Annotated in this window: 13 protein-coding genes; all 13 read right to left on the reverse strand. The window is 39.6% G+C overall.

The features are described from left to right. Positions 1–5: 5 nt before the first annotated feature. The 13 genes from lpxA to rpsB all read right to left on the reverse strand — a co-directional run bounded on the left by lpxA (position 6) and on the right by rpsB (position 13,007). Positions 6–788: an acyl-ACP--UDP-N-acetylglucosamine O-acyltransferase gene (gene lpxA / locus PSV17_RS08080; protein ID WP_300481377.1), complete on the reverse strand. Its 783-nt coding sequence runs from the start codon at positions 786–788 to the stop codon at positions 6–8. Positions 789–791: 3 nt separating this feature from the next. Continuing rightward, complete coding sequence (gene fabZ, locus PSV17_RS08085; RefSeq protein ID WP_300481379.1) at positions 792–1,268, reverse strand: 3-hydroxyacyl-ACP dehydratase FabZ; 477 nt, start codon at positions 1,266–1,268, stop codon at positions 792–794. A 66-nt stretch (positions 1,269–1,334) separates the two neighbouring features. Then, positions 1,335–2,372, reverse strand: coding sequence for a UDP-3-O-(3-hydroxymyristoyl)glucosamine N-acyltransferase (gene lpxD / locus PSV17_RS08090; protein WP_300481381.1), 1,038 nt, complete (start codon positions 2,370–2,372; stop codon positions 1,335–1,337). A 47-nt stretch (positions 2,373–2,419) separates the two neighbouring features. Continuing rightward, a complete protein-coding gene (locus PSV17_RS08095; protein WP_300481383.1) occupies positions 2,420–2,923 on the reverse strand; it encodes an OmpH family outer membrane protein in 504 nt (167 codons plus the stop codon). A 106-nt stretch (positions 2,924–3,029) separates the two neighbouring features. Next, positions 3,030–5,375, reverse strand: a complete 2,346-nt coding sequence (gene bamA / locus PSV17_RS08100; RefSeq protein ID WP_300481384.1) for an outer membrane protein assembly factor BamA — start codon at positions 5,373–5,375, stop codon at positions 3,030–3,032. 4 nt (positions 5,376–5,379) lie between these two features. Beyond that, positions 5,380–6,762: an RIP metalloprotease RseP gene (gene rseP, locus PSV17_RS08105; protein ID WP_366910500.1), complete on the reverse strand. Its 1,383-nt coding sequence runs from the start codon at positions 6,760–6,762 to the stop codon at positions 5,380–5,382. Positions 6,763–6,764: 2 nt separating this feature from the next. Further along, a complete protein-coding gene (gene ispC, locus PSV17_RS08110; protein ID WP_300481388.1) occupies positions 6,765–7,982 on the reverse strand; it encodes a 1-deoxy-D-xylulose-5-phosphate reductoisomerase in 1,218 nt (405 codons plus the stop codon). Beyond that, the gene (locus PSV17_RS08115) at positions 7,972–8,799 is read right to left on the reverse strand and encodes a phosphatidate cytidylyltransferase (protein ID WP_300481391.1); all 828 of its coding nucleotides are present in this window, start codon (positions 8,797–8,799) and stop codon (positions 7,972–7,974) included. The genes ispC and PSV17_RS08115 overlap by 11 nt, the downstream gene beginning before the upstream one ends. Positions 8,800–8,861: 62 nt before the next feature. Beyond that, positions 8,862–9,620, reverse strand: a complete 759-nt coding sequence (locus tag PSV17_RS08120; RefSeq protein ID WP_300481393.1) for an isoprenyl transferase — start codon at positions 9,618–9,620, stop codon at positions 8,862–8,864. A 69-nt stretch (positions 9,621–9,689) separates the two neighbouring features. Further along, entirely contained in the window at positions 9,690–10,247 is a 558-nt protein-coding gene (gene frr, locus PSV17_RS08125) for a ribosome recycling factor (RefSeq protein WP_300481396.1), read from the reverse strand. Between the two features lie 91 nt (positions 10,248–10,338). After that, a complete protein-coding gene (gene pyrH, locus PSV17_RS08130; protein ID WP_300481397.1) occupies positions 10,339–11,055 on the reverse strand; it encodes a UMP kinase in 717 nt (238 codons plus the stop codon). 181 nt (positions 11,056–11,236) lie between these two features. Then, positions 11,237–12,112: a translation elongation factor Ts gene (tsf, locus tag PSV17_RS08135; RefSeq protein WP_300481400.1), complete on the reverse strand. Its 876-nt coding sequence runs from the start codon at positions 12,110–12,112 to the stop codon at positions 11,237–11,239. Positions 12,113–12,260: 148 nt separating this feature from the next. Continuing rightward, on the reverse strand, positions 12,261–13,007 hold the full coding sequence (gene rpsB / locus PSV17_RS08140; protein ID WP_300481402.1) for a 30S ribosomal protein S2: 747 nt from the start codon (positions 13,005–13,007) through the stop codon (positions 12,261–12,263). Positions 13,008–13,144: the final 137 nt, after the last annotated feature.

The raw sequence follows: 13,144 nt of genomic DNA on the forward strand, positions 1-13,144 counted from the left end.
AATAATTAACGGACGATGCCGCGCGTTGAGACATTCAAGAAATCAGTCAGCAAGCTGATTTCGGGAGTTGTTGCTTGCATTGTAGCTAGTTCAATTTTTGCTTCATCTAAAGTAAGACCATTGCGATATAAAGCTTTATACGCACGTTTGATTTGCAAGATGCTGTCGGCACTAAAGCCGCGACGCTTCAAGCCCTCAGCATTAATGCCGTGTGGCTTAGCGTCATAACCTGCCGCTGTGACGTAAGGAGGAATATCTTTGAACACAACCGAACCGACAGCAGTAATTACATGCGAGCCAACTTTACAAAATTGGTGAATCAGTGTGAAGCCACCCAATATTGCATGGTCGTGAATATCTACGTGGCCAGCCAGTGATGAGTTGTTCGCGAGGATCGTGTGATTGCCAACATCACAGTCATGCGCAATATGCACGTAGGCCATAATCCAATTGTCACTGCCAATTTTAGTTGTGCCTTTATCTTGAATTGTGCCGCGATTAAACGTGCAAAATTCGCGAATAGTGTTGTTATCACCAATCTCTAATAAGGTTGGCTCATCTCGATATTTTTTATCTTGTGGTGCTTCACCTAGCGATGAGTATTGAAATATGTGATTGTTTTTTCCAATGGTTGTTGGGCCATTAATAATCACATGACCAGCTACACGCGTACCCGAATCAATTCTGACTTTCGCGCCAATAATAGAATATGGGCCAATTTCTACACTAGAATCAAGTTCTGCCGTGGCATCAATAATAGCCGTTGGATGGATTTTTAATACTGACATCGCTTATTTTTCTTTTTTCTCTATTGCTTTTAAGATACACATCATTTGTGCTTCGGCAACCACTTCACCATCTACACGTGCTACTCCAGAGTACTTCCAAATGCCTTTTAATATACGGTCAATCTTAACGTTTAAAATGATTTGGTCACCAGGTGATACTGGCTTTTTAAAGCGCGCACTATCAATACCCGCAAAATAATAAACTGAATCATCACTCGGTTTTGCACCCATTGTCTTGAAAGATAATACTGCAGCAGCTTGCGCCATCGCCTCTACGATTAACACGCCGGGCATAACAGGATGGTGCGGAAAATGTCCAGGAAAGAAAGGCTCGTTAATAGTCACATTCTTTAACGCGGTGATTTCTTTACCCAATTCCATTGAAACAATACGATCAATTAATACAAAAGGATAACGGTGAGGCAGATGTTCAAGGATTTCATGGATATCCATGCTGGTAGATTCGATATTAATTGTCATTATTGTCTCAACTTACTTCTGATGGATTATGCTTCTTAAGAATGAAGATTATATTTCTTATAGTGGTTAATTGTTAGATTTTAACAGAGCTAGGGCTTTTTCAAGCTGTTTAATTTTATCTGATAGGTCATCTAAATGACGAATTTTTGCTGCCGTATTAAGCCATGCTTTGTGTGTTTGGAATGGCATCAGCGCTGTGTAGGTATCCGCCGTAGTCAATGAACGTGTAATCATACTGCCAGGGGAGATTGTGACATGATCTGCAATATCCAAATGTCCCAAAATCATTGCAGCACCGCCAATCTTACAATGCTTACCAATTTTTGCACTACCAGCGATACCCGTACATCCAGCAATGACCGTGTGTGCACCAATCACGCAGTTGTGGCCAATTTGAATGAGGTTGTCGATCTTAACTCCCTCTTCAATAACCGTATCATCTAATGCACCACGGTCAATCGTAGTATTGGCGCCTATATCAACATAATCATGAATGATGACCCGCCCAACTTGTGGAATTTTTAGCCAACGACCAGCTTCTTCTGCATATCCAAACCCATCTGACCCAATCACTGCGCCAGAAAAAATATGACAGTTTTTTCCAATATTACAATGGTGTTTAACCGTGACGTTAGGCTCCAAGCGGGTATTATCGGCAATTTTTACGTCATTTTCAATTACGCAACCAATGCCAATGAAAACATTTTCCCCTAGCACCACATTGGCACCAATCGCAACTAATGCAGAAACACTACAAGAATCTGGAACAGTAGAACTTGCATCAACAACAGCAGTTGGTGCGATGCCCAATAAGTATTTTACAGGTGGATTTAAAAAAGCAGATACCTTAGCAAAGTATGCATAAGGATTTTCCACGATAATTCTTGGCAGTGAAGTTAACTCAGCGTCGTTTTCCCTTAAAATAAATGCACTGGCTTGGCTGGCTGCCAGCACTTTTAAATATTTAGCATCATTAATGAAGCAAATATCACCAGAACTGGCATTTTGTAGAGAGGAGACACGTGAAATAATGGTCGAATTATCACCGATAATCCGACCACCTAACTCATCAACGATATCACTAAGAGTGTAATTTTTACCCATAACTATTGCCCTAAAAATTACTTATAGTGATCAAAAATTTGATTAATTTATTTTTTACCTAACATCTTTAAAACCTTATCAGTAATGTCAATTTTATCTGCAGCATAAGCCACGCCACTGTACATGACTAAATCATAGTTCTCAGCTTTAGCGACTGATTGTACAGCCTTGTTTATGCGATCTTGTAAGCTGCCTAACTCTTCGTTTTTACGTAAATTGATGTCTTCGCGTAACTCACGTTGCTTACGTTGGAACTCTGTTTTAATGTTTTGCACGTCGCGCTCTTTACTGCGACGATCAGCTTCTGTAATGGTTAATCCATCTTTATCAAGTGCAGATTCTAAATCTTTGATTTGTTTAGCCATGCGGTCTAACTCTTGTGAACGCGGACTAAACTCCCTCTCCAACTTTTTACCACTTTCAGCTGTTTGTGGTGCCTCTTGTAGAATTTTGTCAACTTGCACATAACCTACCTTTAACTCGGCAGCTTCTACACTCAAAGCAATAGTCATTAGACTTGCTATCAATAATTTTTTTAAGATACTACTCACTTAAATCTCCTAAAACTGCCACTTTTATTTATTATTAATATTATGCCACAAGGCCTAACAACACTACATCACGATTTTCCAGACTGATAGCTAGAATTCTAATAACTTAGAATTGAGAGCCCAATTGGAACTGTATGCTTTGAGTTGTATCAGTTGGTTTACTGTTCAATGGTTTAGCATAAATAAGTTTTAGAGGTCCAAATGGTGACAGCCAGCTAATTCCAAGACCAGTTGAATAACGTAAATCGCCCAGATCATAAGCTGTATCTGATCCCCATACATTACCACCATCAAAGAAAGCACTTAATCTAAATTGTTTAGAATCTTTTAAACCAGGCACTGGTAGAAACAATTCAGCATTACCTAAAAGACGTTTCGTGCCACCAAGTGAGAAGTCGCTGCCTGATGTATCAACACCTTTAGGCCCAAGTGATCCATTGTCATAGCCGCGAACTGAATTCACACCACCTAAGAAATAATTCTTGAAGAATGGGTAGTTTTTATTACCGTATGAATCAGCATATCCAATTTCACCATTCAACATAAAAGTATAGTCTTTATACACATTTTTGAACCATGCTTGTTTATAGTCAAGCTTGTAGTAATTCAAATCTAATACTGGTAATGAAATTTCTGCGGTTAGTTTTTGTAAAACACCATTATTGGTAAACAAAATACTGTCACGTGTATCGTGCGCCCATCCGCCAGAGGCTACGATGGAGTTGCTCGTACAGCCAGAAGCAGTGCCACAAAAATCTATGTATTGCTGCGGGCTCTCTGACGTTAAATCAATTTTTGTAAAATCTGCAGCTAATCCAAAGTTAATACCATCACGTTCATTTAATGGAATACCGAATCGAACACCACCGCCATAGGATGACGTATTATAAGTTGCGACACTTAACGAACTAGTATTAACGTCTCGGCGATAAATATCGAAGCCTCGACTCACACCATCTGGCGTGAAATATGGGTCAGTATAAGAGAGTGAATAGGTAGTATTGACCTTACCTGTATTAACTTGTGCACTTACACGGTTACCTGTGCCCAGAAAGTTATTCTGATTAACAGTAATGCCAAATACAACACCTTCATTACTTGATAAGCCAGCACCAAACTGAATGCTACCTGTAGACTTTTCGGTAACGCTAATATTCAAATCGACTTGATCTGTAGTGCCTGCTACGGCAGGTGTTTCAACATTTACGTCAGAAAAGTAATCTGTACGCACTAAACGCTCTTTTGAACGATTAATCTTATCAGAAGCATACCATGCAGACTCTAGCTGACGCACTTCACGACGTAGTACTTCATCACGAGTTCTAATATTGCCAGCGATATTAATACGTCGAACATACACTCGTTTACCAGGATCTACGAAAAAGGTAAATGCGGCAGTATGTTCTTCTTTATTGACCTCAGGCACAGGGTTAACATTTGAAAATGCATAACCATCATTGCTTAATCTATCGCTGATTGCTTTGCTGGATTCTGTAATTTTTTCACGGCTGAATGTATCGCCCTTTTTAACTGTGATTAATTGCTGTATTTCAGTATCAGGCACAATGGTATCACCAGCGAGTTTCACTTCTGAAATCGTATACTTTTCGCCTTCAGTCACATTAACTGTAATGTAAATATCTTTTTTGTCTGGGGTAATTGAAACCTGTGTGGAGTCGATATTAAATTCAAGATAACCGCGATTTAAATAAAAAGAACGAAGTGCTTCAAGGTCTGCGTTAAGCTTTTGTTTGGAATACTGGTCATCTTTATTCCACCAACTCATCCAGTTAGGCGTAGTTAGTAAAAACTCAGCGCGTAAATCATCCATGCTAAAAGCTTGATTGCCGATAATATTGATGCTACGAATCTTAGAAACTGCGCCCTCTTCAATGTCAAAACGCACAGCTACGCGATTACGTTCTAATGGTGAGACAACCGCTTTAACCGTTGCTCCATATTTACCTTGAGAAAGATATTGACGCTTAATTTCTTGCTCGGCTCGATCTAATTGTGATTTATCAAAAATTTGACCTTCAGCAATACCAATTTGCTTCAAGCCTTCTTTCATTTTGTCTGTAGGGAATGATTTATTACCACTTAAATCGATTTGTGCAATGGAAGAGCGTTCTTGCACAGTCACAACTAGAACATCACCTTCAGCCTCAATACGGACATCCTTAAAAAAACCAGTGTTATATAGGGATTTGATCGCCTGTGAAGCAAGGTCATCATCCATAGTTTCGCCAACTTTAACTGGCAGATAAGTAAATACTGTACCAGCGTCGGTACGTTGCAAACCTTCTACGCGGATATCTTTTACAACAAAGGGTTCAAGTGCCAATGCTGAATTTGCAAACAATCCAGAAACTAACATTAGAATAGACTTAACTTTAATACTTTTGAAAGTATGGTCTAATTTTTTTGAGTTTTTTAATTTTTTTAATGCCATGCAATCAGCCTGTTATTAATCTGGTTATGTCGTTATAAAATGCTAAGATCATCATACAGCCTAGCAGAAAAAAACCAACTCTTTGCCCAATATTCAAGGCGAAATCAGAAGTCGGTTTTCCAGTAAAAATTTCAACTATATAATACATCAAATGTCCGCCATCTAATACTGGTATAGGCAATAGATTCAATACCCCAATACTAATGCTAATTAGCGCTAAAAACCCTAAAAACACATTCAATCCCATTTGAGCACTCTGTCCAGCGTAACTGGCAATTGTTAATGGTCCGCTTACACCTTTTAGTGAGATTTTTCCTGTGATCATTTGCCCTAACATTTTCAATGTAAACAATGAGATATCCCAAGTTTTTTGAGTGGCTTTAATCAGCGCAGCAGATACACTGTAATGAGTAGTAACAAAAAGTTTATCCTTTTCAGCTTGATCCAAGCTGAATGCAACTCCGATGCGACCCAGTGTTTTACCCTTTTCAGTAAATGATTCTGGTTCAAGCGAAAGATTTATCACATTTGCATTTCTTAGAACCTCAACCTCTAATTTTTTATTAGGATTATTCCTTACTACTTGTACAAAATCTTCCCACACGCTGATTTTGGTTTTATTAACCCTTAACACCAGGTCATCCGCCTTTAAACCAGCCAAATCGGCGATACCGCCTTTAATGACTTCACCTATTTTTGCCGGAATATTTGGTTGACTAATCGTGAAGCCGGATGTAGTTAACATATCATTAGCCGCAGCCTCTTGATTAACACCAGATAAATCAAGTAAATGCGTAACAGTTTCTTGACTGCTATTTAATGTGGTAACTTCTACAATATTATTTTTCAGAGACTCATTTAAAAGTATCCAGCTGGCGTCTTGCCAAGAAACGACATTTTTTTCATTAATCTTTTGTATAGTTTCACCATATTGAAATTTTGCAACTGCCGCAGGACTTTCTGCAATCACTTCCCCTAGCGTCGGCTTTATGCCAACGATACCCATCATAAACAATATCCAATATAAACTAATGGCTAGCAATAAATTAGCCATTGGCCCAGCCAGCACTATGGCGATTCGCTTAGCTACTGATTGTCGATTGAATGCATGTTTCAACTCTGCTTCTGAATAGTTTATCGCTGGTGACTCTAAAGTTGACTCGGCAGCCATCTCTCGTTCATCTAACATTTTCACATAACCGCCTAATGGAATTGCGGCGATCACAAACTCGGTTTTATCTTTTCCAAACGGCTTAGTCCATAGTGGCTTACCAAAACCGACTGAAAATTTTATTATTCTCACACCGCACCACTTAGCCATTTGATAATGACCGTACTCATGAACCGTCACCAATATACTCATGGTTAACAAAAAGGTAAGCGCCATTATCATAATGTGCTAATTTGCTTCCTAGTTGCCAATCGCGCCAGCGCATCGACAGCCACCAACTGCTCAATCGATTCAACTTGTTCAATACTAGAGGCTGTCAAAACGGCTTCAATGGTGTTAGGAATATCCATAAAGCCAATTTTTTCAGCAAGAAAAGCTTCAACCGCAATTTCATTGGCCGCATTCAAAATTGCTGGCGCAGTGCCGCCCAGATTTAAAGCTTCATAGGCGACGCGTAGGCATGGAAACCGAATTAAATCCGGCGCACAGAAATCTAATCTAGCCGTTGTTAACAAATCTAAACTACTCACACCGCTAACAAGTCGTTCTGGGTAGCCTAAGCCATAGGCAATGGGTGTGCGCATATCAGGATTACCGAGTTGTGCCAGAACACTTCCGTCAACATATTCAACCATAGAATGAATCACGCTTTGTGGATGCACCACCACGTCTATTTGATTTGGTAATGCATTGAATAGCCAATGAGCTTCAATTACTTCCAAACCCTTGTTCATCATAGTGGCCGAATCAATGGAAATCTTAGGCCCCATGACCCAGTTCGGATGATTTAACGCTTGCGCACGAGTCACATTTTTTAGCTCTTGTAAACTCGCATTGCGGAAAGGTCCGCCAGATGCGGTTAACAAAACACGTTTCACACCTAAGCTGTTTAACGATGCATTTGACAAGTTTTTTGTACGCTGTTGTGGCATTACCTGAAATATTGCGTTATGTTCACTATCAATAGGTAATAAACTAGCGCCGCCATCAATCACCGCTTGCATAAATAAATTGCCAGCCATGACTAAGGTCTCTTTATTAGCAAGCAAAATGCGTTTACCAGCTTTTGCCGCAGCCATCGCTGGGTGCAGGCCTGCCGCGCCTACAATGGCCGCCATGACGATATCTACTTGCTCATGCGCGGAGATTTCATTTAAAGCAGTTTCACCATGTCTTACAACAGTTTTAGAGTCTATATTTTTTAGTTCTATACTTAACTCTATTGCAGCAGTTTCTTGCAACATCACCGCATATTTTGGGGCATATTTATTACATAACGCCAACATTGACTTAACGTTGCTATTAGCAGCTAAAGCAAATACGCTAAACCGTTCTGGATGTTGGGAAATTACATTTAACGTTTGCAAACCAATCGTGCCAGTCGCTCCTAATATCGTTACATTTTGCATTTGGTGAATTACAGTTTTAGCGTGCATGAAGTTGTAGGTTTGAAAACAAAGGGTAATAAATATAGAGCAACACTAATGGCAAGGTTGGGATTAAGCCGTCAATTCTATCGAGAACGCCGCCATGGCCTGGTAATAAATGACTACTATCTTTAACTCCAGCTTGGCGCTTTAATAGGGATTCGAATAAATCACCCATAACGCTCAGCACGACAATTAACCATAAACCAACTATTAGCCAGCGACTATAATGCAGGTAATAACAAAGTGCTAAACCGTAAATCGTTGCCGCAAGCACTGCGCCTGCAACGCCTTCCCAAGTTTTCCCTGGGCTAATTTCAGGAGCTAGTTTATGACGTCCGAAACGTTTACCTGAGAAGTATGCAGCAATGTCTGCTAACCAAACAATTGCTAGTACACCAAGTAACAACCGAGGATTGATACTATGTAATCCAATTAATGCCCGCCAAGTCGCCAATAAAAGCACTAAACCTAAAAATGCCATCAATATTTTTTGATTGATCTTTTTTCGTGTAATCAACAACATGGGTGAAAATACAATCCAAAATAAAGCAGACAAACTCAATATGCTTAATTCAGTCACATCGTGATACAAAGCGAAAGGTGTATCGATAGTGAAAATCCACATCAAACCTATTGCTAAAACTGAAACTACATAAATATGCACTTGTTGCTTATTGAGCTTAATGAGTTTAGCCCACTCCCAAACGCCCACTAGTGTTGCGGCAAGGGTTAAAAAAGTCCAAACCATTTTAGAGGCTAAAAACAATACCATTAAGAAACCAATGGCTAAAATGACTGCTGTGATAACTCTAGTTTTTAACATAAGGAAAGTTTTGATGGTTGGAATTAGCGCGTTATGGTTTTTTGAAGTTAGATTTGCGTAACTTAAGTTTTAGGTTCAATCAATTGTTCGCTAGTGCGGCCAAATCGACGTTCACGATTTTGATAAGATTGGATAGCTAAATTGAAAGCCTCTTCATTGAAGTCAGGCCATAATGTATCCGTAAAATATAACTCGGTATAAGCTAGTTGCCATAAAAGAAAATTACTAATGCGCGTTTCCCCGCCAGTACGTATAAACAAATCTGGTTCTGGCGCGTAACTCAAGGAAAGATACGGAGTAAGGTGGTCTTCTCTATAAAAGCCCGTAAGTTGTGGTGCCGCTAATTGCATCTTGTTAACAGCCTGCAAAACATCCCACCGGCCGCCATAGTTAGCGGCAATTGTTAATACTAGTCCTGTATTATTTGCAGTTAATTGTTCAGATGCTTCAATTTGAGTAACTAGCTCCGCATCAAAACGACTGCGATCACCAATCATAATAAGCTTGATATTATTTTGATGTAATTTTGCAACCTCACGCTTAATAGCGTGCATGAACAGCTCCATCAAGTATGAGACTTCTTCTGTTGGTCTGCGCCAATTCTCGCTACTAAATGCAAAAAGTGTTAAGTATTCAACTTTTAGTGAGATGCAATATTTCACAAGGTCGCGTACTGTTTCTACCCCTCGCTTATGACCTGCGACTCTAGGTAAAAAACGCTTACGAGCCCAACGACCATTACCATCCATAATAACGGCTATGTGCTTAGGAATTTCACCAGCAGTCGGGATAGTTTGTGTCGCGCTAGTAAAAAACCCCACGGAGGCTCCTGTCGATTCGAGCTAATATCTTAAATTGTAAAGTAGTTTGCAAGGGTATATTCGCTATTCTTAAACAGCCATCAATTCAACTTCTTTTACTTGCAGCATTTTATCAATTTCTGACACAGCTTTATCTGTCGCTTTTTGCACATCATCTTGCGCACGACGCTCATCATCTTCAGAAATTTCTTTGTCTTTTAGTAACTTTTTCAAAGTGTCATTGGCTTCACGACGAGCATTACGTACAGAAACTTTCGCACTTTCTGCTTCAGAACGCACAATTTTTGTCATGTCTCGACGGCGCTCTTCCGTAAGCATAGGCATAGGCACACGAATTAAATCGCCATTGGTAGCTGGATTTAAACCTAAATCACAATCACGAATGGCTTTTTCAACCTTACCAATCATACTTTTTTCAAAAGGCTGAACGTGAATTGTGCGCGAGTCACCTAAATTCACATTTGCCACTTGATTGACCGCAACCATAGAGCCGTAATACTCAACCATCACATGATCTAGCAAGCCTGTATGCGCTCTGCCTGTACGTACTTTAGCTAAATCAGTTTTCAATGCCTCTAAGGATCTTAGCATTTTCTGATCTACTGTTTTTTTTATATCGTCTAACATTTCTTTCTCCAACTTAATACTTATAATTTTTTGTACATTAGCCACTATTTCGTAGCTTCAAATCTTTAATAATGCCTGCTGATGTAATGAGCTATGGAGTCACCATTGTGCCTTCATCTTCACCCATTACCACTTTTTTAAGCGCACCTTGCTTGAATATACTAAATACTGATATTGGTAACTTTTGATCGCGGCATAAAGTCAGCGCAGTTGCATCCATCACTTTTAGGTTTTTGTTAATGGCTTCATCAAAAGTGATGGTTTTATAACGCATTGCCTCTGGATTGGTTTTTGGGTCATCGGTATAAATACCATCAACTTTCGTGGCTTTAATAACGATTTCTGCATTTATTTCCATACCACGTAAAGCAGCTGCCGTATCAGTAGTGAAGAATGGGTTACCTGTACCGGCACCGAATATCACCACTCGCCCTTCTTCCAAATAACGAATAGCTTTACCGCGGATGTAGGGTTCGGCAACTTGTGCAATATTTAATGCACTCTGGACGCGTGCATTTAAACCAATATTTTTCATGGCATCTTGCAGGGCCATTGCATTCATTACCGTTGCTAGCATCCCCATGTAATCAGCTGTCGCTCGATCCATTCCTTCAGCCGCAGGAGCAACGCCGCGGAATATATTTCCGCCACCAATCACCACCGCAACCTGAACACCTAAATCAACAACTTCTTTCACTTCCGTTACAATTCGAGTAATGGTGGCACGATTGATACCATATGCATCATCGCCCATTAAAGCTTCGCCTGATAGTTTAAGTAAGATGCGTTTGTAGGCTGGTGCGGCCATAATATTCCTCTTTTTAAAGTTTGCTTATTTAAGCATAAAAACTACTTATATTGCGCAATTTAAGCGCAATTATTCTTAATTTTTTGCTAAAAAAAATGGACTAAGCCATTCGCTTAGTCCACTATTTTTGAATCTACTCATCAATCAAACAGCGTTCTGCAGCTTGATATCATAGGTGGATTTATACTTTTGCAGCCGCTGCAACTTCTGCTGCGTAATCAACAACAGCCTTCTCAATGCCCTCGCCTACTGTGAACATTGTGAATGATGCGACTGTAGCACCTTTAGACTTAAGTAATTGCTCAATCGTCATTTTGTCATCTTTAACAAAAACTTGGCTTAACAAAGTCACTTCTTTCAAGAATTTCGCTACTGTACCATCAGCAATTTTTTCTAGCATCGCTTCTGGTTTGCCTGCTTCTTTTGCTTTTTCAATCGCAACACGACGTTCCGCTTCAATCAAGCTAGCATCAATACCTGAAGCGTCTAATGATTTTGGTTTAGCTGCAGCAATATGCATTGCAATATCTTTAGCTAAGTTATCGTCACCGCCAACCAAATCAACTAACACGCCGATTTTGCTGCCGTGAACATAACTAGCTAATTTCCCTTGTACAACTGGGCGCGCAAAGCGACGTGGTGTAATATTTTCGCCAATTTTACCAACCAATTGTGCGCGTGTTTCTTCAACTGTTGCGCCACTCATAGGTAATGCGGCTACCGCTTCGATATCAGCCGCGGTGCTGTTTGCAACAATGCTAGCTAATTCGTTTACAAATTTTAAGAAGTCTTCATTTTTAGCGCAGAAATCTGTTTCTGAGTTAACTTCAACCATTGCACCAGTTTTACCATCAGCACTGATTGAAATTCCTACTGTACCTTCAGCAGCGACGCGACCGGCCGCTTTACTTGCTCTGTTACCAAAACGTACACGTAGAATTTCTTCTGCACGTGTCATATCGCCTTCAGCTTCAGATAATGCTTTTTTACAATCCATCATCGGCGCATCAGTGCGCTCACGTAATTCTTTTACCATGCTTGCGGTAATTTCAGCCATTTTAAGCTCCTATATTTCTTAAGTCACATTAACTTAATGACTTAATTTATTGATTTTAAATTTTAATTATATATTTAGAAAATAAATTAATAAGTTACGTTCTAAAATTAAAAAAGGGGCTCTTAAGCCCCTTTTAAGATGCAATTAATTACGCAGCTGTAACTTCAGCAACTGCTGCAGTCTCTTCACTTGCTGATTTAACAAGCTCAGTAATTACAGAGTTACGGCCTTCTAAAACAGCATCAGCAATACCACGAGCATACAAACGAATTGCACGGCTTGAGTCATCGTTACCTGGAATAACAAAAGCTACGCCATCTGGTGAGTTGTTTGTATCAACAATGCCAATCACTGGAATACCTAATTTAGCAGCTTCAGTAATAGCACCGCTTTCATGACCAACGTCAATGATGAAAATAGCGTCTGGCAAACCGCCCATTTCTTTAATACCACCGATTGAACGCTCTAATTTTTCAATTTCACGCTTGTAGCCTAAAGCTTCTTTTTTACCGAATTTTTCTAAGCTACCGTCTTCTAGCATGACTTCAAAGTCATGAAGGCGTTTAATAGATTGTTTAACTGTTTTAAAATTAGTTAACATACCACCCAACCAACGGTGATTTACATAAGCACAACCAGCACGGCTAGCTTCTTCTTTAACGATATCACGCGCTTGACGCTTTGTACCAACGAATAAGATGCGACCTTTATTTGCAGCCAATGTACGCACGTGTTTAAGTGCATCTTCAAACAATGGCAATGTTTTTTCAAGGTTAACAATATGAATTTTGTTGCGGTCACCGAAAATGAACGGTGCCATTTTTGGATTCCAGTAACGGGTTTGATGGCCGAAGTGAACGCCGGCTTCTAACATATCACGCATAGTGACTGACATAATAATTCTCTTTTCAAAAGGGTTATATATTCACACAACTCCAAAAACACCTTAATTAACAAGTGATTACTTTAAAGTAATCATTCAATTTCAGGCACCCTTGATTGGGTTGTATGTAAATTTTAATACTGCATTTA

The sequence above is a fragment of the Methylotenera sp. genome (assembly GCF_029946165.1).
Classification (GTDB): Bacteria; Pseudomonadota; Gammaproteobacteria; order Burkholderiales; family Methylophilaceae; genus Methylotenera.

Coding starts and splice junctions, on each gene's coding strand:
- frr (WP_300481396.1), bottom strand. CDS start 10,247: ATGTTAGACGATATAAAAAAAACAGTAGATCAGAAAATGCTAAGATCC.
- lpxD (WP_300481381.1), bottom strand. CDS start 2,372: ATGGGTAAAAATTACACTCTTAGTGATATCGTTGATGAGTTAGGTGGT.
- rpsB (WP_300481402.1), bottom strand. CDS start 13,007: ATGTCAGTCACTATGCGTGATATGTTAGAAGCCGGCGTTCACTTCGGC.
- bamA (WP_300481384.1), bottom strand. CDS start 5,375: ATGGCATTAAAAAAATTAAAAAACTCAAAAAAATTAGACCATACTTTC.
- rseP (WP_366910500.1), bottom strand. CDS start 6,762: ATGGCGCTTACCTTTTTGTTAACCATGAGTATATTGGTGACGGTTCAT.
- lpxA (WP_300481377.1), bottom strand. CDS start 788: ATGTCAGTATTAAAAATCCATCCAACGGCTATTATTGATGCCACGGCA.
- PSV17_RS08115 (WP_300481391.1), bottom strand. CDS start 8,799: ATGTTAAAAACTAGAGTTATCACAGCAGTCATTTTAGCCATTGGTTTC.
- tsf (WP_300481400.1), bottom strand. CDS start 12,112: ATGGCTGAAATTACCGCAAGCATGGTAAAAGAATTACGTGAGCGCACT.
- fabZ (WP_300481379.1), bottom strand. CDS start 1,268: ATGACAATTAATATCGAATCTACCAGCATGGATATCCATGAAATCCTT.
- ispC (WP_300481388.1), bottom strand. CDS start 7,982: ATGCACGCTAAAACTGTAATTCACCAAATGCAAAATGTAACGATATTA.
- pyrH (WP_300481397.1), bottom strand. CDS start 11,055: ATGGCCGCACCAGCCTACAAACGCATCTTACTTAAACTATCAGGCGAA.